Source organism: Ruegeria sp. CDSA236, from assembly GCF_059611285.1.
In genome coordinates this window covers 213220-234589 of record NZ_JBXWPG010000001.1, presented here as the reverse complement: position 1 = coordinate 234589, position 21370 = coordinate 213220, and the positions used below count along the sequence as shown (strand labels likewise).

Here is a 21370-nt window from a genome sequence, read left to right as displayed (position 1 = left end):
ACATGACCCGTACAGTCGTAGAATCAAAAACAAAAACCGCCGTCCTGGGCTTTGACGAACCGTTCTGCGTGATCGGTGAGCGGATCAACCCGACAGGCCGCAAGAAACTGGCGGCGGAACTGGAAGCAGGCGATTTTTCGACCGTTGAAAAGGACGCCCTCGCGCAGGTTGCCGCTGGCGCGACCGTTCTGGATATCAACGCGGGCGTTGTCTACAACTCGAACCCCAACCCGAACGAGACCGAACCGCCGCTGATGCGCAAGATCGTCGAAATGGTGCAGGGGCTGGTCGAAGTGCCGCTGTGTATCGATTCATCGGTTCCGGGAGCTCTGGAAGCGGGTCTTGAGGCGGCAGAGGGCCGTCCGCTGCTGAACTCGGTCACCGGCGAAGAAGATCGTCTGGAACTGGTTCTGCCGCTGGTCAAGAAATACAACGTGCCGGTTGTGGCGATTTCCAACGACGATACCGGGATTTCGGAGGACCCCGATGTGCGGTTTGAAGTTGCCAAGAAGATCGTCCAGCGCGCCGCTGATTTCGGCATCCCGGCCCATGACATCGTGGTCGACCCGCTGGTGATGCCCATCGGCGCAATGGCAACTGCGGGTCAGCAGGTGTTCGCTCTGGTTCGTCGTTTGCGCGAAGAGCTGGGTGTGAACACCACGTGCGGGGCGTCCAACGTCTCGTTCGGTCTGCCGAACCGTCATGGCATCAACAACGCCTTCCTGCCGATGGCGATGGGCGCTGGCATGACCTCAGCGATCATGAACCCGGTGGCTCTGCCGGTTGGTCCCAAGAAACTGGCCGAGAAGAAGGCTGAAGTTGAAGCAAAGGGCATCATCCTGCCTGCGGACATGGATGATGAGACCTTCTGCCAACTGTTTGGCCTGGGTTCGACCCTGCCGCGCGCGGGCAAAGAGATGGAGGCCATCCGCGCCGCCAACCTGCTGACCAACAACGATCCGCATGGCGGGGCTTGGATCAAGTTCAACAAAGCCCCCAGCGAAGCCGGTGCCGAAGGGACTGGAGGTGGTCGTCGCGGTGGTGGCCGTCGTCGCCGCGCATAAACGTTATAAAACAACATTCTGGCCGGATCTTTTGATCCGGCCTTTTTTGTCTTCGCCGTCGCAAATAGCCTGACGGTTTGGATCAAAACCGCTTGAACCTGATCTTGTACCGGTGATATTCAGCTAGCAGCGGCGGGTATGATGTAATGGTAGCCTGTCAGCTTCCCAAGCTGAACGCGCGGGTTCGATTCCCGCTACCCGCTCCATTCAGTTCGATCGACGCGCTTGATACAGGTTTATCACCGCCGGGATGTGCAGGCCGGTTTCGGATGTGAACTGGGCGAATTCCTGACAGACCTCGTGCTGGATTGCTGCTGCGTCCTGTTCGGTGCCTTCGAAATGCGCGATGGTTCGCGCGGCGGGGCCGACGCGGGTGCACAAGGCGGCTATTTCCTCTGACCCGCCAGCGCCGGGCAGATTTACGGAGTTGGCTTGGGCCTGAATGTCCGACAGCCCCGCCTGTTGCATCATGCCGGTGACGTGATCCAGATCGTGAAACGCCAGCGGACCCGGCGCGTAACGATCTACCCGAGGCGGCTGCCCAAGGCGTTTTACCGCAGCAATATGGGGTATTTTGAACCACGGGTTGCCATCCAATGGCCCCCAAGCTGCAAAGGTCATCTGCCCGCCGGGTTTAAGTGCGCGGGCGATATTGGCGAATGCAGCAACCGAATCGTCAAAGAACATCACGCCGAACCGTGAAATCGCTGCGTCCAACTGATTGGCAGGAAACCCGAATATCTGCGCGTCAGCATGTTGGAAGCTGATGTTGCTCAGCCCGTTTTCCGAGGCTCGGGCGCTGGCACGATCAAGAAACGCTTGCGATATATCGGCGGCCAGAACATCGCCATCCGGCCCGACCAATCGCGCGGCTGCAAGAGAGCTTTCGCCAGTGCCACAGCCGATGTCGAGCACATGCATTCCTAGTTTAAGCTGGGCATTCTCCAGCACAAGGTCCAGAACCGAAGCCATCAGTTGATCCAACTGATCCTGATATGTCAGCCATTTGGCTCCGGATTCGGATTTTCCCCAGTATTCTGCCTGTTCCTCATTCACCGACTGCATCGAACCCCTCCGTGGTTGCCGCGACTATGACCTCCGGCGACGGCGGCGGCCAGAGTTTTCCTGATCTCCACCACCGGTGTTGAACGAGGGCGCGGGCAGGGTGACCACCTGTGCCAATTCCGGGAATGGGTCGGTTTTGTGGGGTATCGCGTTTGCTGCCACGAAATGATCCTGAAACTTGGGCTCGATGGCGGTTTCAACCTTGGTTATTTCGCGCACTACGCGTTCAATTTCACTCCGCGACCCGATGTTGCAAAGGGCGATCCGGGCGCCCGTACCGGCGGCGTTGCCCGCGCTTGAGACCTTGTTCAAGGGCGCATCGGGGATCATTCCCAGAACCATGGCATGTTTGGTCGAAATATGCGCGCCGAAGGCACCAGCAAGAACAATGCGGTCGACAGTATCCACGTTCATTTCGTCCATCAAAAGCCGCGCGCCTGCATAAAGCGCGGATTTCGCCAGTTGAATCGCGCGAATATCGCCCTGAGTGACTGTGATACGCGGGCCGCCTTCGGCGCTTGCGTCGTGGATCAGATAGGAATGGGTGCGCCCCTCGGGGACGTTGCGTGATGTGCCCGTTTGTTCTGCGGATCCGATCAAGCCGCTTTCATCCAGCAAACCTGCCATACGCATTTCCGCCACGGCTTCAATAATGCCTGATCCACAGATGCCACTGATGCCAGTGGTTGCGATGTCTTGATCAAAACCCTCTTCATCCGACCATTTCTCGGACCCGATGACGCGAAAACGGGGTTCTTTAGTGACAGGATCAATCTCGATCCGTTCAATCGCACCAGGGGCGGCACGCTGACCAGAGCTAATCTGCGCGCCTTCAAAGGCCGGACCAGTCGGTGAGGAGCACGCCAGAACCCGGCTGGTATTGCCCAGCAAAATCTCGGCATTGGTGCCTACATCTACGATCAGAACCAGATCTTCGGATTTGCCGGGCTCTTCCGACAAGGCAACCGCCGCACAATCCGCACCCACATGACCCGCAATGCAGGGCAGGATGTAGACCTGCGCACGTGGGTTCATGTTGGTCAGATCCATCTCGCGCGCGGGCAAAGACATGCTTTCGGACGTAGCCAAGGCAAAGGGCGCTTGGCCCAGCTCGACCGGATCCAGCCCAAGCAGCAGATGGTGCATGACCGGGTTACAGACGAACACCGTTTCGACAATCAGGTTAGCGTCAATCCCGGCCTCATCCGCGATGGATGTTGTCAGATCGTTTATCGCTTCGCGAACGGCTCGGGTCATCTCTATGTCGCCGCCGGGGTTCATCATCGAATAGGACACGCGGCTCATCAGGTCTTCGCCAAAGCGGATTTGGGGGTTCATAAGGCCCGAAGATGCCTTGACCTCGCCTGTGTCCAGATCGGTCAGGTGAGCTGCAATCGTGGTAGAGCCGAGGTCGATGGCCAGACCGAAAAGTCCGTTCTCGTGCAATCCAGGCCAGATTTCCACGATCCGTGCGACATCGTCCTTGTGGCCTTTATGCACCGCAACGGTGACCTCCCACTTACCCTTGCGCAATATGGGCTGCAGTTTGGACAACAAGGAAAGATCAGCCGTAACGGCCTCGACGTTCCATTGCTCGCGCAGCGCGCGTTCCAGACGTTCCAGATCGCCGGTTGGTGAATGCATGTCGGGTTCTTCTACCGCAACAAAATACAGCCGGGTGGCCGGATCCATTGTGATGGCGCGTGCTGTGGCGGCCTTGCGTACGACCTGACGGTGCACCTGGCTTTCTGGTGGCACGTCGATCACCACATCCCCCTGAACCGTGGCCTGACATCCAAGACGGCGGCCGGGTTTCAATCCGCGCTTGTCGTCATAGCGCTGTTCAACCGCGTTCCATTCGCTTAGTGCACCGTCGGCTACGGTCACGCCGTGCTTGGGAAACTCGCCATAGCTTGGTGTGATCTGGCATTTCGAACAAATCCCGCGTCCACCGCAAACGGAATCCAGATCCACACCCAGTTGCCGTGCCGCAGTCAGAACCGGAGTGCCTACGGGAAAGTGCCCGCGTTTGCCCGATGGGGTAAAGACAACAAGAGGGTCGGTGGTCATGATTGGCCTGCCTTTTATATTCGCGCCTATGTCGGGCAAGATATGGTTTTGTACGCAAAGAGAAAGGCCATTCAGCGGCACGTTTTGTGTGCGTTGCGTCGTTTTTTGCCGCAGCACCGACCAGCAGGTAAAAACTAGTTTATGTCGGGGGCTTTTCCTTAGGTTAAATCCATGTAATAGGGTCACCGTCAAACGGGCTTTTGCATGGGGTTAACAGATGCAGATTCGTGAGGCACTCACCTTTGACGACGTTCTTCTGGTTCCGGGCGCATCTTCTGTGCTGCCGGCCACGGCGGATACGACCACGCGCGTGACGCGGGAAATCACCATGAACATCCCGCTGCTCAGCTCGGCGATGGACACGGTGACCGAGGCGCGCATGGCCATCGCCATGGCGCAGGCGGGCGGCATCGGCGTGGTGCACAAGAACCTGTCGATCGAAGAACAGGCCCGAGAGGTTCGGCGGGTCAAGAGATTTGAATCCGGTATTGTTTACAACCCGGTGACACTGCGGGTGGATCAGACGCTGGCGGACGCCAACGCGTTGGTGCAGCGTTATAACTTCACCGGCTTTCCCGTGGTGGACGAAGAAGGCCGCGTGGTCGGTATTCTGACCAACCGTGATATGCGTTTTGCGACTTCGGATGATACGCCGGTTCACGCGATGATGACCTCGGACAATCTGGCGATGCTTCAGGAACCCGCCGATCTGGAAGAGGCCAAAAGCCTGATGCGCGCGCGACGGATCGAAAAGCTTCTGGTTGTGGACGGGGCGGGCAAGCTGACGGGTCTTCTGACTTTGAAAGATACCGAACAGGCGGTGCTGAACCCAACGGCCTGCAAGGACCGGCTGGGGCGTCTGAGAGTCGCGGCAGCGACGTCGGTTGGTGACTCTGGTTTCGAACGATCCGAACAACTGGTGGATTCCGGTGTCGACATTATCGTTGTAGACACCGCTCATGGGCATTCTCAAGGGGTGCTGGACGCGGTGAAGCGGGTCAAGACCCTGTCGAACGAGGTGCAGATCATTGCCGGTAACGTCGCCACTGGGGACGCAACCAAGGCGCTGATCGACGCAGGCGCGGATGCCATCAAGGTGGGGATCGGGCCGGGTTCGATCTGTACTACGCGGATGGTGGCCGGTGTGGGCGTGCCGCAGCTGACTGCGATCATGGATTGCGCCGCGGCCGCCGGCGATGTGCCGGTTATCGCAGATGGTGGTATCAAATTCTCGGGCGATTTTGCCAAGGCGATTGCGGCGGGTGCGTCCTGTGCCATGGTTGGCTCGATGATCGCAGGAACAGATGAAAGCCCGGGCGAAGTGATCCTGTATCAGGGCCGGTCGTTCAAATCTTATCGCGGCATGGGCAGTCTAGGCGCGATGGCACGTGGCTCTGCGGATCGCTATTTCCAGAAGGATGCCGCCAGCGACAAGCTGGTGCCCGAAGGGATCGAAGGGCAGGTGCCTTACAAGGGCTCGGCCAGCGCGGTTGTGCATCAACTGGTCGGCGGCCTGCGCGCAGCCATGGGTTATACCGGCTGCGCCACGGTCGAAGAGATGCGAAAGAACTGCAACTTCGTCAGAATCACAGGGGCTGGCCTGAAGGAGAGCCATGTGCATGACGTGCAAATCACACGCGAAAGCCCGAATTATCGAGTGATGTAAATTGCCGGAACCTGAACTGCGGCGCCCCGGTGAGGGCGCCGCTTTGCGTTTTTGCCCTGCACTATAACGGAGAATGAAATGACCCCCGCCGCACGTGTTCAGGCCTCCATCGAAATTCTTGATCAGATTCTTTCGGGTGCCCCGGTCGAAAAAGCCCTGACAGGTTGGGCACGGCGAAGCCGTTTCGCCGGTTCCAAAGACAGGTCTGCTATTCGCGACCACGTGTTTGGTGCTTTGCGGTGCAAAAGGTCATTTGCAGCGGCAGGTGGGGCGGAAACCGGTCGGGGGTTGATGATCGGCGCGATGCGCATGCAAGAAGTCGATCTGGATCAGGTATTCAATGGCGAAGGGTACGCTCCGGCCAGTTTGGAAGAACACGAACAGGCTAAACCATGCGAACCCGACGCCCAGAAATACGACATACCGGAATGGCTTTGGCCAACCTTTCAAGAGTCTTTGGGTGATTTGACTCTTCCAGTGGCCGAGGCATTGCGCGCTCGGGCCCCGGTTCATTTGCGGGTCAATCTGATTAAGTCGAGTGTCGATCAGGCGGTCACGGTCTTGCTGGCGGACGGCATCCAAGCGAGGCCACATCCCGCTTGTTCGACCGCACTCGAAGTTGTCGAGGGCGAGCGGAAAATCTCGGGAAGCCGCGCCTATACTGATGGGTTGGTCGAACTGCAGGATGCGGCGAGCCAGGCCGTAGTTGAATCATTGGACCTAAACCCTGGAATGCGGGTTCTGGACTATTGTTCCGGCGGCGGCGGCAAAGCCTTGGCCTTGGCCGCGCATCACGGTGTAGATGTGTTCGCGCATGACGTTAATGCGGCGCGAATGCGTGATTTGCCCGCCCGGGCCGAGAGAGCGGGTGCACAGATAACACTTCTGACCACTGACGAGATCTCTGCGCAGGCCCCATTCGACATTGTGCTGACGGATGCTCCCTGTTCTGGCAGCGGATCCTGGCGTCGCGCCCCGGCGGGAAAATGGTCTCTTACACAAGATGGACTGAACCGGCTTACGGAAACACAGCGGACGATCCTTGATGATGTCGCGCCTTTGGTGGGGCCAGCGGGTGTTCTTGCCTATGCAACCTGTTCCATGCTCGAGGTCGAAAACGGTGCAGTGGTCGATGCGTTCGTGGCCGCGCACTCCGAATGGACCGAGACGTTTCGCAAAACGTGGTATGTATCACACGGTACTGACGGGTTTTTCACGTCACACTTGACGCGGTAGTTGGCGGACAAATAGCAACCTAAAGGAGAATTGCTCGCTTTGTTGGTTAAGTGGGCGTTAACCCTTTTGCGTTGGGTTACACCTAGCCCGGCAAGTTGAGTATTTAATGTCCGATACTGCAGATTTCTATTCTGACCCAAAGTTACGAAATACACCAAGTGGTTTGCGTCTAGCACCATTGGTTGCGCTAGGGGTGTTGCTCTCACTGCTGCCGCTGGCAGGAATCATCCCCCAAGCTTGGAATCTCGGCCTTGTGGTGGCAGGTGTGTCTTTGCTTGCTGCATCACTGTTGGTCGTGGTGAGGGCGCTGATTTCCGACGACTCGGTACGTCGAGAGCTTAGGGTTATGGAGGTTTTTGCCGAAGAAGAGCTGTACCCTTGCGCGATTGCCAATGCACAGGGTGATGTTCTGATTTGCAATTCTCATGCCCGGGCTCAGCTTCATGTTTTTCCCGGCAACCGGCTGGATGAAGGTCTAAAGTCTATTTTTGCCAACCCGTCGGCAATTCTGCTGCGCCTGCAGTCTTTGGCCGAGATCCATGGCCGTGCAAGAGAAGACGTTGTCACTTTGGAGACAACCGTACCGATTTCTGTTCTCGGTGTTGGGAATAATTTTTTCTTTTGGCGGTTTCATCTGGATGGAACAGGTCAGTGGGATGCTGTGCCTGTGCCCATTTTGACTGAAGGCAGAAACGGAGCATTGCTGCGGATCAACGGGGCGGCGGAACAAATCCTGGGGCAACGACCCGACAACCTTGCACAGGTTCTGACTGGCGCGCAGCCCGAATTGGGTGAGGTTGTGCAGGTACAGACGGCACAGGGGCCAATTCCGGCTACGATGGCCGAACTGTCTCGGTCGGGAACCACGCGCGATTTGCTTGTTCTACCGCTTGATCGTGCACAGGAAAGTGGAATTGGCGCGTCATTTGTGGATCTTCCGGTCCCGGTAATGACCCTGTCTCCCGACGGGAGCATCCTTGAGGCCAACAGGCTGGCAACGCGTCTTGTCGGAAACATAGAGCCCGGAGAATCCAATGTTGTGCATATCATGCATGGTCTGGGGTATCCGGTTCTGGATTGGCTGACGCAGGCTTCAAATGAGGGCGCCGTTCCACGATCTGAATTCCTGAGGCTGACACGGGAAGACCGCGAGATATTCGTACAGGTCACATTGAAACGTGTGCTGAGCGAGGGAGAAGTCAGACTGATTGCGGTTCTGAATGATGCTACCGAACTCAAGACTTTAGAGGCGCAATTTGTGCAGGGACAAAAAATGCAGGCCGTTGGCCAACTGGCTGGGGGTGTAGCGCATGATTTCAACAATTTACTAACGGCGATTTCCGGACATTGCGATCTTCTGCTTTTGCGGCACGATCAGAATGACCCTGACTACGGGGATCTTGTACAAATCAATCAGAACGCAAACCGTGCTGCAGCTTTGGTGAGCCAACTGCTGGCCTTTTCGCGCAAACAGACTTTGCAGCCGGAAATTCTGGATCTCAGAGATACGATCTCAGACCTTATTCATCTGCTAAATCGTCTGGTCGGAGAAAAGGTTAAGCTGACACTCAGCCACGATCCCGTTCTGAAAGCGGTTCGTGCGGATAAACGCCAGCTAGAGCAGGTGTTGATGAACCTTGTCGTAAATGCCCGCGATGCAATGCCTGAAGGTGGTGAGGTCAGGATCGAAACCGAAGTGGTCGTGCTGACAGAACGCTTCACAAGGGATCGCGCTACGGTACAACCTGGTGAATACGTCACCGTCAAAGTCATTGATAGCGGTACGGGGATTGCCCCCGATAAGCTACAGAAAGTGTTCGAGCCTTTCTTTACAACCAAACGCACGGGTGAGGGGACAGGTTTGGGCCTGTCGACTGTCTACGGAATTGTAAAGCAAACCGGCGGTTTTATTTTTGTCGACAGCATTCAGGGGAGAGGGACCGAGTTTATTGTGTACCTGCCGGTTTCAACCGCCCCCAAAAAAACCGAGGCAGCGCCTGCTCAATCCCCTGAGAATCCAACGGTTCGCCAGGGTGAGGGTGTCGTGCTGCTGGTCGAAGACGAAGCCCCGGTTCGGGCCTTTGCTACCCGCGCACTGAGGTTGAAAGGCTACACTGTGCTCGAGGCCGATTCGGGAGAAGAGGCTCTGAGGCTTCTCGAAGATGGCACATTGAATGTTGACGCATTCGTCACCGATGTGGTCATGCCCGGATTGGATGGTCCGACCTGGGTTCGTATGGCTAAGCAGAACAGGCCAGATGTCCGGGTCATATTCATGTCTGGATACACAGAGGGTGCGTTTGGCGATTCGGGGCCAGAGATTTCCGATTCAACTTTCCTGCCCAAACCATTTTCACTAAACCAACTGACCGAAGCTGTTTTTCAGCAGATCAATTAGGGTTTCAAAGTGCCGAGGCGTGGCAATCGAATTCCGCGGAGTGTGTGTTGCGGAACTTGGTCAATGTCTCTGCGCCCAGTGTTAGGTCTCGTGTGGGTGACACGTTTTCGCGTTGCAGCCGGATATCCATATTCAAGCGGTTTTGCAGGAAATCGAGAATTTTGTCCTGGTTTTCATATTTGAAGACATGGGTGGCGCCACGCCCGTTGTTGCGGGTGCGAAAAAATTGGCTCTGACTGCCGACATCGGCAAATTCAGGTCGGGGTGTGCGCATATAGGCCTGGATGAAATCATCAAAGCTCAGGTCATGTGTTGAATGCGGGTGGTCAAAACGCTCTTGGCGGCCGCGAAACCTGTACCAACTGCCCAGCCAATCGACCGGTTCACGAACAACCGCCATGATTTCCATCTCAGTATCGTACATTTTACGGAAAATGTTCTGGAAAAACCGATCATACCGGCGGACAGGTGCGTGTTTCAGATCTGGCGGATCGGTGACAACCAGATCGGCACGGTCCCGCAAAGCCGTATGATAAGCGGTGCTGCCGGTTTTTGGGACAGCCAGAAACGCAAGGCGTTCTTCATAAAAAACAAGCATTTATTCGTCCATCGGCAGTAATTATCTCCAGCTCAGATTGGCGTAAACGACTCTTTAATACAATTACAGAACAGTAAGTAATGTAAGTTTTAGTTGAAATGTTCTCTTTTTGGTCCCATAAGGAACAAGAGGCGAACAAAGCAGCGATTGCCGCCCGTTCAAGGGTGTGACAAAAGGGAAGGCGACAGGACAATGGCGGATCTTCTGACGATGAGCGACAAGAAAAACGCAGATAAGCAAAAGGCGCTCGACAGCGCGCTGGCACAGATCGAACGGCAGTTCGGCAAAGGCTCGATCATGAAGCTGGGCGAGGATTCCAAGCAGGACATCGACGCCAGTTCGACCGGATCTCTGGGTCTGGATATCGCTCTGGGAATCGGCGGCCTGCCGATGGGCCGGATCGTTGAAATTTATGGCCCGGAAAGTTCAGGCAAAACAACGCTGACACTGCACTGCATCGCAGAACAGCAGAAACATGGCGGTGTATGCGCATTTGTCGATGCGGAACATGCGTTGGACCCGCAATATGCGCGCAAACTGGGCGTCGATCTGGACGAGTTGCTGATTTCGCAACCTGACACTGGCGAACAGGCGCTTGAGATTACCGATACGCTGGTCCGTTCGGGCGCGGTTAACATGGTCGTGGTTGACTCGGTCGCTGCGCTGACGCCGAAATCTGAACTCGAAGGCGATATGGGCGACAGCAGCGTTGGTGTGCAGGCCCGGCTGATGAGCCAGGCAATGCGTAAACTGACGGGTTCGATCAGCCGCTCGAACTGTATGGTGATCTTCATCAACCAAATCCGGATGAAAATCGGCGTGATGTTCGGCAGCCCGGAAACCACCACCGGTGGTAACGCCCTGAAATTCTACAGCTCGGTCCGTTTGGATATTCGTCGGATCGGTGCGATCAAGGACCGGGATGAGGTTGTTGGCAACCAGACCCGTGTGAAGGTCGTTAAAAACAAAGTGGCACCGCCCTTCAAGCAAGTTGAATTCGACATCATGTATGGCGAAGGCATCAGTAAAATGGGCGAGCTGCTGGATCTGGGCGTCAAGGCCGGTGTGGTCGAGAAATCGGGTTCGTGGTTCAGTTATGGTGATGAGCGGATCGGGCAGGGGCGTGAGAATGCCAAGCAGTATCTGCGCGACAACAACCGCATCGCGTTTGAGATCGAGGACAAGATTCGCGCGGCACATGGGCTGGAATTCGATGTACCGCCCGGCGCGGAAGAGGATGATATCCTCGAGGCATAAGTGGTTCGGGAAGAAAGTGATTTTCGCAGCTCTTTCCTAAGAACGAACCATATTCCGATCAAGGCGGTCCGTCGGGGCCGCCTTGTTCCGTTCTGCGACGCTCGCCTGTGGACTATCCCGGGGGAGGCGGATAAACCCTTTTTGAAACAAACTGATTGCGCGCCGAGAGAGCCCTATGTCAACGTTGAACGAAATCCGATCGACCTTTTTGAACTACTTTGCCAAACAGGGGCACGAAGTAGTGGCATCCAGTCCCCTGGTGCCGCGCAACGACCCAACATTGATGTTCGTCAACTCGGGTATGGTGCAGTTCAAAAACCTGTTCACCGGTGTCGAAACCCGTGACTATCAGCGCGCGACGACAGCACAGAAATGTGTTCGGGCCGGTGGCAAGCACAACGACTTGGACAATGTCGGCTATACTGCGCGTCACCACACATTCTTTGAGATGTTGGGCAATTTTTCGTTCGGCGATTACTTCAAGCCCGAAGCAATTCCATTCGCATGGGAATTGATCACCAAAGAATTCGGGGTCGATAGAAACCGCCTTCTGACAACGGTTTACCACACCGATGACGAAGCGTTCGAGATGTGGAAGAAGGTGGGCGTCCCCGAAGATCGGATCATCCGTATCGCAACCAGTGACAATTTCTGGCAGATGGGACCGACCGGCCCGTGCGGTCCCTGCACCGAGATATTCTACGACCACGGGGATCATATCTGGGGCGGCCCTCCGGGTTCGCCTGAGGAAGATGGTGACCGGTTCATCGAAATCTGGAACATCGTTTTCATGCAGAACGAACAGTTCGAAGACGGTTCGATGGTCGAGCTCGACATGCAGTCTATCGACACCGGGATGGGGCTGGAGCGGATTGGTGCCCTCTTGCAAGGAAGCCATGACAATTATGACACCGATCTGTTCAAGACCCTAATCGAGGCCTCGGCGAGTGCCACCAATGTCGATCCCTATGGGGATCAAAACGTACATCACCGCGTGATTGCGGATCACCTGCGGTCGACCTCGTTCCTGATTGCAGACGGGGTAATGCCCAGCAATGACGGGCGCGGCTATGTGCTGCGGCGGATCATGCGTCGTGCGATGCGGCATGCGCATCTGTTGGGTGCGAAGGATCCGGTGATGTATCAGCTGGTGCCGACATTGGTCCAACTGATGGGTGCTCAGTACACCGAACTTGGCCAGGCTCAGTCGCTGATCGAAGAGACGCTGTTGCTGGAAGAAACCCGCTTTAAGCAAACATTGGATCGCGGCCTGAAGTTGTTGGATGACGAGGTCTCTGACTTGCCAGAGGGTGCGGCACTGTCTGGAGAGGCCGCTTTCAAGCTGTATGATACATACGGTTTTCCGCTTGATCTGACACAAGATGCACTGCGTGAAAAAGGCCGGACGGTTGATACCGACGGGTTTGATACGGCGATGGCCGAGCAAAAGGCCAAGGCACGCGCTGCCTGGGCTGGATCAGGGGAAGCAGCGGACCAAGCCGTTTGGTTTGACGTTCTGGATATCGCGGGCGCTACGGATTTTCTTGGATACGATACAGAAAAGGCTGAAGGACAGGTCGCGGCAATGGTCGTGGATGGCGCTTTGGTCGACAAGATCGAGACAGGTTGTTCCGGCTGGGTCGTTGTGAACCAAACCCCGTTTTATGGTGAATCCGGTGGTCAAATAGGAGACACCGGCGAAATTCGTCGTCTGGAAGAGCGTGATGATGTCGCGCGGGTCGAGGACACCCGGAAATTTGCGGATGGCAAAATCTATGCGCATCGGGTCACGGTCGATCACGGTACCTTGTCCAAGGGAGACGCAGTTGAGCTTGAGGTGGACCATGTTCGCCGCACCGCCATCCGGGCCAACCATTCGGCCACACATTTGCTGCACGAAGCATTGCGGGAAACACTGGGTGACCATGTTGCGCAGCGCGGTTCTTTGAATGCGGCTGACCGGCTGCGGTTCGACTTTAGCCACGCGAAGGCGATGAACCCCGAGGAAATTCGGCAAGTTGAACGCTCGGTCAACGCTTTCATCCGCCAGAACTCGACCGTCGAGACCCGGATCATGACACCGGATGATGCCCGGGAACTGGGTGCGCAGGCCCTTTTCGGTGAGAAATACGGCGACGAAGTTCGCGTGGTTTCGATGGGCAAAGCGCCAACTGGCAAAGGCCAGGATGGTGAGACCTGGTCGATCGAACTGTGTGGTGGAACGCATGTTCGCCAGACCGGTGATATTGGCGCGCTTGTTGTATTGGGGGATAGCGCCAGCAGTGCCGGTGTCCGGCGGATCGAAGCGCTTACCGGTGACGAAGCCATGGTTTACCTGACCGACCAGGACCAACGTTTGGGGCAGATCGCATCTGAACTGAAAGCGCAACCGGATGACGTTGTATCTCGTGTCAAAGCTCTGTTGGATGAACGTAAATCCCTTCAAAATGAAGTTGCGCAGCTGCGCCGCGATCTCGCGATGGCTGGTGGTTCGGGGCAGGGCGGTAGCGCTGAGGCCAAAACGGTAAACGGTATCTCGTTCCTGGCTCAATCCCTTACTGGCGTATCTGGCAAGGACTTACCCGCGCTGATCGACGAACACAAAAGCCGACTTGGATCGGGTGCTGTGTTGCTGATAGCGGATACGGGCGGCAAAGCAGCCGTCGCCGCCGGTGTCACAGCTGATCTGACGGATGCAATCTCGGCCGTGGATCTGGTTCGGGCGGCGGTTGCTGAACTTGGTGGAAAAGGTGGCGGTGGACGCCCTGACATGGCGCAGGGTGGTGGCAAGGACGCTTCGAATGCTGATGCCGCGATCAAGGCTGCAGAGAATATTCTTGGAGGTTAACAAAATGTCCGCACTTTGGATTGCACATGTCAGTGTTACTGACGCCGAATCCTATGGAAAATATGCCGAGCTCGCCGGGCCTGCGATTGCCAAACACGGTGGTGCGTTTATCGCGCGTGCTGCGCGATACGTGCAGTTGGAAGGCAAAGAACGGCCGCGCAACGTTGTCGCCAAATTCCCCTCATTGGAAGCCGCTGTAGAGTGTTATAATTCGGTGGAATATCAGCAAGCACTGGATCACGCGCGTGGTGCAAGTGAGCGGGAATTGGTGGTCGTAGAGATCACAGATTAGAATCACCCCGTGCGATCAGGGATTTAATACCCCTGTCAGCTTATTCATTGGGCGGTTTTCAGCCAAAAGATGGCCGCCCAATTATGACGTTGCGGCAAGCGTCGACCTGAAGTCCCATAAATTTTTTATTTACAAGTAGTTAACAGGTCTTGATGTCGGGCCTGCCAAGGGGTTCGTGTTTCGAATGTGGCGAGCAGCGCCAGATTCTTACCCAAAAATGCCATTTTCAATGACGGAATTCCGCCTCTTTTAGTTGCAAGATTTGAGACAGATTGCACAATTAGGCGTGTTTACCGATAGTTTCGGAAAACGGAATATGGTCCTGTTTTGCGGCAATCGCAGGGAAAACACGGATCGAGGGACAGGCATGGCGACCATGGGTACGGAATTTAGGGCCGTTAATGCGCGGATCTGGACTGGTTTTGGTAGAACTTTAGGAATCCTCGCATTGGCGTTGGGGACCTCGGTTGTGGCACCAGATGCGCAAGCGCGGGAAGGCAACTTCATCCGCACAGTCGCATCTTCGCCCCCGCCGTCTGGAGCGCGGCAACTGTGCCGTCAATACTCTTGGGCATGTTCCAGCAAGGCTTCGAATTCAATGTCGAGCCAGCAAGAGATGCAGATCATCAAAAAGGTCAACCGGCAGGTAAACGCAACCACCCGCTCGGTTACAGATCAGGCCCAATATAGAACTCGTGAACGTTGGGCACTGCCGACTTCGCGCGGTGGAGATTGCGAAGACTTTGCTCTGTTGAAGAAAAGGGATCTTATCCGTGCGGGCGTCGATCCGAGCAAACTTTTGATCGCAACTGTACTGGATACGCAGCGAAATTCTCATGCGGTTTTGGTTTATCGCTCGGCCAGTGGCGATCTGGTTCTGGATAACTTGACCAACCGCATCAAACCCTGGTCGGCGACGCGATATCTGTTTCTGCGGATGCAGGACCCTCGGCGGCCCAGTAAATGGGTCGGGGTCTTCGGCAGAAGCTGAGGAAAGCTAATCTCAGCTGGTTAGAATGCAAAAATGGCGAAGCAGCAGCTTCGCCATTTTCTGTAGTACTAAATTAGCTTACTTGGGGTTGCCCGGATTGTTGGTACCGTTCGGGTTCTGAGATTGGCCGCCTGGATTGGTTCCGTCGCTATGGCCAGAACGGTTGCCCTTGGGTCCACCGTCACCACCTTCGCCGCCGTCACCACCTTCGCCGCCGTCGCCACCTTCGCCGCCGTCGCCGCCGTCGCCACCTTCGCCGCCGTCGCCACCTTCGCCGCCGTCACCACCTTCGCCGCCGTCGCCGCCGTCGCCACCTTCGCCGCCGTCACCACCGTCGCCGCCGTCGCCACCTTCGCCGCCGTCACCACCGTCGCCGCCGTCACCACCGTCGCCGCCGTCACCACCGTCGCCGTCGTCACCATCGCCGCCGCCGCCGCCGCCGGTACCACCGCCGCCGCCGCCGCCGGTACCACCGCCGCCGCCGCCACCGCCTGAACCACCACCGCCATTTTCATCAGCAGGGCCGTCTCCTGATCGTTGCTCATTTCCGAGAATAGATGCGGTTGGAAAGTCAGTCAGAACTGCTGCAAAAGCTGGGCAACTCTCCAATGTACGGGACAAGATGTCCTCGAAATCTGAGCGTCGCTGCAAATAGCGCAGCATCCGGGCGTCTACAACAGAACATGCACAAAGCGTTTCAGTCGATACCGACTGTTTGGCTGTTCGTATTGTACACATGTCTGAAGCTGAAGCGGATACAGCTGAAATAACTGGGAATGTTGCTGAAACAAATACTATTGAAAGTAAGCGAGACTTAATGCGCATGGCGCTACTCCTTGATACTCATTACTCAAAACTTGGCAGGCAAACAGGTGCCATACTTTGGACACAAATACATCCCTTTTGAGCCAGAATTACAAGTTTCCTAAAATTGTGAATGTTAAAAGTGAAACAACTTAAAGAAGAAAGTGTTGGTAAAACAAAAAGAAGGCCCGCTTTGAGAGCGAGCCTTCCAGGATGGGCCTTAATACGCGTGTGCGCAAATATGTCACGATTGTGTTATTGTTTCCAATCTGTGAACTGCATCACTGCAATGATCAGGCAGATCTTGCCATACGCTTGCGCTCGTGCGGATCCAGAAAGCGTTTGCGCAGACGGATTGCGTTCGGGGTCACTTCGACAAGTTCGTCATCGTCGATATAGGCGATCGCCTCTTCCAACGAGAACTGAATATGGGGTGTCAGGCGCACAGCGTCATCCGATCCGCTGGCCCGGACGTTGGTCAGCTTTTTCCCCTTCAGCGGGTTAACCTCAAGATCGTTGTCGCGCGAATGCTCGCCGATAACCATACCCTGATATACATCGGTCTGAGGGCCAACAAACATGCGGCCACGCTCTTCGAGGTTCCAAAGGGCATAGGCAACTGCCTGTCCGTTCTCCATCGAGATCAGAACGCCTGCGCGGCGGCCCGGAATTTGCCCTTTATGCGGTGCCCAGTCGTGGAACACACGGTTCAAAACGCCAGTACCGCGTGTATCTGTCAGAAATTCACCGTGATAACCGATCAACCCGCGTGACGGCACATGGGCGATGATGCGGGTTTTGCCCGTACCAGCAGGCCGCATCTCGGCTAGTTCACCTTTGCGGACACCTGTTATCTTTTCAATGACCGAGCCGGAATACTCGTCATCCACGTCAATGGTGACTTCTTCGATGGGCTCTAGGCGCTGACCGTCTTCTTCGCGGAAAAGTACCTGTGGGCGAGAGATACTCAGCTCGAACCCTTCGCGGCGCATGTTTTCGATCAGAACACCCATCTGCAATTCGCCGCGTCCCGCAACTTCGAAGGCCTCACCGCCCGGAGTGTCGGTAATGCGAATGGCGACGTTTGATTCTGCTTCTTTCATCAAACGGTCGCGAATGACACGGGACTGAACCTTTTTACCGTCTCGGCCGGCAAGGGGCGAATCGTTGATACCAAAGGTCACTGTGATGGTCGGCGGGTCGATCGGCTGCGCGGGCAGAGCGTCTTCGACCTGTGGGGCAACAAGCGAATCTGCCACGGTCGCTTTGCTCATACCTGCGATGGTGACGATATCGCCCGCCTCGGCCACATCAATGGGTTGCTGCCCCAAACCGCGGAAAGCCAGGATTTTTGAGGCGCGGAAGTTCTCGATAAGTGTTCCGTCCCGGCTGAGCGCCTTGAGGGTGTCACCTGCCTTAAGCGTACCACTTTCGACACGGCCAGTCAGAATGCGGCCGATGAACGGGTCGCTGCCCAGTGTCGTGGCAAGCATCCGGAAGGGTTCGTCCTTGCGTTCGATCTGTTTGGGAGCTGGGACGTGGTCAACGATCAGGTCGAAGAGTGCTGACAGATCCTTGCGGGGTCCTTCCAGCTCCATATCTGCCCAGCCCGACCGGCCTGAGGCGTACATTGAAGGGAAATCAAGCTGATCGTCATCCGCACCAAGGTTTGCGAACAGATCAAAGCATTCGTCCAGCGCGCGGTCTGGTTCGGCGTCGGGCTTGTCGACTTTGTTCAGCACCACAATCGGACGCAGACCCAGCGCCAGCGCCTTGGAGGTCACGAATTTGGTTTGCGGCATCGGACCTTCGGCAGCATCGACCAGCAGGACAACGCCGTCGACCATGCTAAGGATGCGTTCAACCTCGCCGCCGAAATCGGCGTGGCCCGGCGTATCGACGATATTGATCCGCGTGCCTTTCCACTCCACCGAAGTGGCCTTTGCAAGGATGGTGATACCACGCTCACGCTCGAGGTCATTGCTGTCCATGGCGCGTTCTGCGACAGCTTGATTTTCCCGGAACGCACCGGATTGTTTTAGCAGCTCATCGACCAGCGTTGTTTTGCCGTGGTCCACGTGAGCGATGATTGCGATATTGCGCAGGTCCATGAGAGGTCAGCCTTTGAACGGGAAGTTGACGCGCGCATAACGCGGCTCGGCGAAATATGCCAGCCCTAACCGATCGTCAGTGTCCTGCTGTACCGGAAAAGAGGTGTATGATTAGTATTCCACCCAAAATCATGCTGAGTCCAGCGATCCCGGGTAAATCCAACCTCTGACCAAAGACAATGAAACCGATGATGGCAATCAGCACGATTCCAAGGCCGGACCAGATTGCATAGACGATACCAACCGGCATGTATTTGAGCGTGAGGGCCATCAGATAAAAGGCAATTCCATAGCCAACAACCACAAGCACTGACGGCCAGAACCGGCTGAATTGCTGGCTGGCCTGAAGTGCAGTTGTACCAATCGTTTCGGCAACAACTGCCAACAGCAGTAGAAGATATGCTTTGGGCACGGTGGTCTCGCATTCAATAAGGTTGCATTGGGTTGAGCACGAAATGACCGATACCCGCAAGCGATAGCAGGAGTTTTCTGGCATCCGTCAGGGGTCAGGATTACCCGACTATGTGGATTTTCGGCAATGTGATACTTTGTCCGCGTTTTATCGTGTTTTTTTTATGAGTATCGCCATGACGAAATTTGCAAAATACGTCATCGCTCTTTCGGCACTTATTGTTGCGCTTGGGTGGCTTGCTGGCGGGGGGTCCGTCGAAACAAAAGCAGCCCGAAATGTTGAGCGATTGATTGGTACATCGGTTTAAGCGACTGCCGAATACAGGAAAAAGGGGTGTTATGCTCCTTTTTCCGCTGTGTTTTCAGCTTTCTGCAGTCTCAGAAAAGTAACCCCGAAGTAACGGATCCAGCCATGCCCACAGGGCTGGTGCACCGGGAATAATCACCGTGCCGACACGGCTGTGGATTTGTTCGTATGTGACGTTGTAATCAATCCAGGAACCGCCTCCTGTCTCGAGGTTGCCAACCGGGGTCTGGAAGCGATCAATCGCTTTGGCGAAACAGGCATCGGGGCTTTCGGCCTGTTCAAACTCCTGCCAGATCGACATGAATTCTTGATTTTGGACCTCTGGGAGCATTCCAAACAACCTTTGCGCCGCAGCAAGTTCCTCGGCGGCTTGTGCCGCGTGGTTGACCTGCCCATGAATTGGGTGATCACCGGCGTCAATTTCAACAATGTCGTGCAGCAAAAGCATCCTGAGGGCGCGGTTCACAGAAACGGAAGGGGCTGCATATTCAGACAGGACCCAGGCAAAAAGCATAATGTGCCAGGAATGTTCGGCTGAATTCTCAAACCGGTTATCATAGAGCAGACGCGATGCGCGCTGAACCGATTTGAGTTGGTCAGTTTCGGACAAGAAACCCAAACGCAGAGAAAGCTCGGAGGTTTCGAGTTTGCCTCCATTCAGCAGCGCTTGGGCAAGATTATATGCGTCCGGGAAAGCTTGTTGCAGATAGGCAGCGCGACCACGTTTTAGGTTGTCATTCACGACAGCTAAATGCTCTGGGTTTGGCCGTTCTGCACACAGCACCTGAAACATCGGTTGCGACCGATCCAGAATCTTGGCGAATTTCGCGTCCGGCGTGGCGTCGGCTTCGAATTCTTGCCAAAGAGCAAGAAACGTCGTGGCCTGATCCGCAGGCAGCATGCCAAACAGCTCTTCAGCAGCTGTTTGTTCCGCCAATTCCAGTGCTTTCCAATCTGTTTTCAGGTGAATCGGGTGATCGCCTACGATGATTTCGACCAGATCATGCAGCAGTAGCATTTTGATCACGCGGTCGATATTCACGTCTGGCCCGGCAACCGGTTCCAAAACCAGGGCCCAAAGCGCCAGTTGCCAACTATGCTCAGCCGCGTTCTCTGGGCGGGACTGATCCAACAAGGCGTTGGCGCGATTGACAGATTTCAGCCTGTCCGCGCGTTTAAGGAAGTCGATTTGCGCGGACAATCTTTGCGTCATTGTTTTTCTATAGCTTTCAGTTTTGACCGATGTTCGGTCAATTTCTCGACGACAAACTTGCGGGCCTTACGTTCGGCCATCCGGACACGGATCTCGGTCAGGAATGCTTCTTCCAATGTTTGTGAGGACGCCCCGATCACTTCGCCAACTTCCATGAAGAAGCGGTCGTTACCGGTTTCGTCCATCACTTTCATTGTGTCTTCGGCCAGCTTGGAAGCAAGCCTGATGATCGTGTCGGACATTAGCGCGTGTTCTCTGTCAGCCGCCGTTTCACATAGTCACTTACATCAGTGATCAGCGTATCCATGTGGCGATCCTGAAAGAAGTGGTCAGCACCCTCAACTTCGTTATGGGTGATTGTGATGCCCTTCTGTTCATGCAGCTTGTTAACCAATGCAGTGGTGTCTGCAGGCGGGGCTACCCGATCAGAGGATCCGTTGATAATCAGACCCGAAGAGGGGCAGGGCGCCAGGAACGAGAAATCATACATGTTGGCTGGCGGAGAAACGCTGATGAAACCGGTAATCTCAGGGCGGCGCATAAGCAGTTGCATCCCGATCCAGGCTCCGAACGAGAACCCTGCGACCCAGCAGTGTTTCGAATTGTTGTTCATCGACTGCAGGTAGTCCAGTGCCGATGCCGCATCACTCAGCTCGCCTACGCCCTGGTCATATTCGCCCTGGCTGCGGCCAACACCGCGGAAGTTGAACCGCAACACGGTGAAACCCATATTGTAGAACGCATAGTGCAGATTATAGACCACCTTGTTGTTCATGGTCCCGCCAAATTGAGGATGCGGGTGCAACACGATGGCGATCGGTGCGTCTTTTTCCTTTTGCGGGTGGTAGCGGCCTTCCAGGCGGCCTTCGGGTCCGGGAAAAATCACCTCGGGCATGTGTGCATAGGTCCTGTCTTTTTCTTCTGGGTGTCCGGAAATACTTGACGATAATCGTCGGACACCTTAGAACGGTTCTAATTGTGATGGTCGGCGCAAGGGCGCTGTCAGTCGGAGATACGCACTGGCAGCGGCGGCGTCAAT

The 21370-nt window shown here is 55.7% G+C and carries 19 protein-coding genes and 1 tRNA gene; 11 read left to right on the top strand and 9 right to left on the bottom strand.

The window, feature by feature from the left end; translation table 11 throughout:
• Positions 1–2: 2 nt before the first annotated feature.
• Positions 3–1064, top strand: coding sequence for a methyltetrahydrofolate cobalamin methyltransferase (locus AC2FLB_RS01225; protein WP_496695521.1), 1062 nt, complete (start codon positions 3–5; stop codon positions 1062–1064).
• Between the two features lie 132 nt (positions 1065–1196).
• Positions 1197–1270, top strand: a tRNA-Gly gene (locus AC2FLB_RS01220).
• Position 1271: 1 nt separating this feature from the next.
• On the opposite strand, the gene AC2FLB_RS01215 is transcribed toward AC2FLB_RS01220, so the two are convergent.
• The gene (locus AC2FLB_RS01215) at positions 1272–2129 is read right to left on the bottom strand and encodes a class I SAM-dependent methyltransferase (RefSeq protein ID WP_496708471.1); all 858 of its coding nucleotides are present in this window, start codon (positions 2127–2129) and stop codon (positions 1272–1274) included.
• A gap of 24 nt (positions 2130–2153) precedes the next feature.
• Positions 2154–4199 (bottom strand): ASKHA domain-containing protein, encoded by a 2046-nt coding sequence (locus tag AC2FLB_RS01210; RefSeq protein WP_496708470.1) that lies wholly within the window; start codon positions 4197–4199, stop codon positions 2154–2156.
• Positions 4200–4416: 217 nt separating this feature from the next.
• Between AC2FLB_RS01210 and guaB the strand changes: the two genes are divergently transcribed.
• The 3 genes from guaB (at position 4417) to AC2FLB_RS01195 (ending at position 9499) form a co-directional block, all read left to right on the top strand.
• On the top strand, positions 4417–5865 hold the full coding sequence (guaB, locus tag AC2FLB_RS01205) for an IMP dehydrogenase (RefSeq protein WP_281972072.1): 1449 nt from the start codon (positions 4417–4419) through the stop codon (positions 5863–5865).
• Positions 5866–5943: 78 nt separating this feature from the next.
• Positions 5944–7101 carry an RsmB/NOP family class I SAM-dependent RNA methyltransferase gene (locus AC2FLB_RS01200; protein WP_496708469.1) on the top strand — a complete coding sequence of 386 codons (1158 nt, stop codon included), beginning with the start codon at positions 5944–5946 and terminating at the stop codon, positions 7099–7101.
• Between the two features lie 106 nt (positions 7102–7207).
• Positions 7208–9499, top strand: a complete 2292-nt coding sequence (locus AC2FLB_RS01195) for a hybrid sensor histidine kinase/response regulator (RefSeq protein WP_496708468.1) — start codon at positions 7208–7210, stop codon at positions 9497–9499.
• Positions 9500–9503: 4 nt separating this feature from the next.
• Here the strand turns inward: AC2FLB_RS01195 and AC2FLB_RS01190 are convergent, their stop codons facing one another.
• On the bottom strand, positions 9504–10097 hold the full coding sequence (locus AC2FLB_RS01190) for a sulfotransferase family 2 domain-containing protein (RefSeq protein WP_496708467.1): 594 nt from the start codon (positions 10095–10097) through the stop codon (positions 9504–9506).
• 192 nt (positions 10098–10289) lie between these two features.
• On the opposite strand from AC2FLB_RS01190, the gene recA reads away from it, so the two are divergent.
• The 4 genes from recA to AC2FLB_RS01170 all read left to right on the top strand — a co-directional run bounded on the left by recA (position 10290) and on the right by AC2FLB_RS01170 (position 15485).
• The gene (recA, locus tag AC2FLB_RS01185; RefSeq protein ID WP_142633714.1) at positions 10290–11354 is read left to right on the top strand and encodes a recombinase RecA; all 1065 of its coding nucleotides are present in this window, start codon (positions 10290–10292) and stop codon (positions 11352–11354) included.
• Positions 11355–11529: 175 nt separating this feature from the next.
• Entirely contained in the window at positions 11530–14202 is a 2673-nt protein-coding gene (gene alaS / locus AC2FLB_RS01180; protein WP_496708466.1) for an alanine--tRNA ligase, read from the top strand.
• 4 nt (positions 14203–14206) lie between these two features.
• The gene (locus AC2FLB_RS01175; protein WP_142633718.1) at positions 14207–14494 is read left to right on the top strand and encodes a DUF1330 domain-containing protein; all 288 of its coding nucleotides are present in this window, start codon (positions 14207–14209) and stop codon (positions 14492–14494) included.
• Positions 14495–14810: 316 nt separating this feature from the next.
• Complete coding sequence (locus tag AC2FLB_RS01170; protein ID WP_496701059.1) at positions 14811–15485, top strand: transglutaminase-like cysteine peptidase; 675 nt, start codon at positions 14811–14813, stop codon at positions 15483–15485.
• A 78-nt stretch (positions 15486–15563) separates the two neighbouring features.
• Here the strand turns inward: AC2FLB_RS01170 and AC2FLB_RS01165 are convergent, their stop codons facing one another.
• Entirely contained in the window at positions 15564–16223 is a 660-nt protein-coding gene (locus tag AC2FLB_RS01165; protein ID WP_496708465.1) for a hypothetical protein, read from the bottom strand.
• On the opposite strand from AC2FLB_RS01165, the gene AC2FLB_RS01160 reads away from it, so the two are divergent.
• On the top strand, positions 16222–16392 hold the full coding sequence (locus AC2FLB_RS01160; RefSeq protein ID WP_185956608.1) for a hypothetical protein: 171 nt from the start codon (positions 16222–16224) through the stop codon (positions 16390–16392). The genes AC2FLB_RS01165 and AC2FLB_RS01160 overlap by 2 nt on opposite strands.
• A 190-nt stretch (positions 16393–16582) precedes the next feature.
• Here AC2FLB_RS01160 and typA read toward each other — a convergent pair whose 3' ends face one another.
• Complete coding sequence (typA, locus tag AC2FLB_RS01155) at positions 16583–18400, bottom strand: translational GTPase TypA (protein WP_271947178.1); 1818 nt, start codon at positions 18398–18400, stop codon at positions 16583–16585.
• A gap of 76 nt (positions 18401–18476) precedes the next feature.
• Positions 18477–18812: a DMT family transporter gene (locus tag AC2FLB_RS01150; protein ID WP_142633723.1), complete on the bottom strand. Its 336-nt coding sequence runs from the start codon at positions 18810–18812 to the stop codon at positions 18477–18479.
• Between the two features lie 175 nt (positions 18813–18987).
• Between AC2FLB_RS01150 and AC2FLB_RS01145 the strand changes: the two genes are divergently transcribed.
• Positions 18988–19119, top strand: coding sequence for a hypothetical protein (locus AC2FLB_RS01145; protein ID WP_271947174.1), 132 nt, complete (start codon positions 18988–18990; stop codon positions 19117–19119).
• A gap of 54 nt (positions 19120–19173) precedes the next feature.
• On the opposite strand, the gene AC2FLB_RS01140 is transcribed toward AC2FLB_RS01145, so the two are convergent.
• From AC2FLB_RS01140 to AC2FLB_RS01130, 3 genes are read right to left on the bottom strand one after another with little or no spacing between them, the layout of a single operon-like run.
• A complete protein-coding gene (locus AC2FLB_RS01140) occupies positions 19174–20331 on the bottom strand; it encodes an HD domain-containing protein (protein WP_496708464.1) in 1158 nt (385 codons plus the stop codon).
• Complete coding sequence (locus AC2FLB_RS01135) at positions 20328–20573, bottom strand: hypothetical protein (RefSeq protein ID WP_142633727.1); 246 nt, start codon at positions 20571–20573, stop codon at positions 20328–20330. The genes AC2FLB_RS01140 and AC2FLB_RS01135 overlap by 4 nt, the downstream gene beginning before the upstream one ends.
• Positions 20573–21226: an alpha/beta hydrolase gene (locus AC2FLB_RS01130; RefSeq protein ID WP_142633729.1), complete on the bottom strand. Its 654-nt coding sequence runs from the start codon at positions 21224–21226 to the stop codon at positions 20573–20575. Before AC2FLB_RS01130 ends, AC2FLB_RS01135 begins: the two co-directional genes overlap by 1 nt.
• Between the last annotated feature and the right edge of the window lie 144 nt (positions 21227–21370).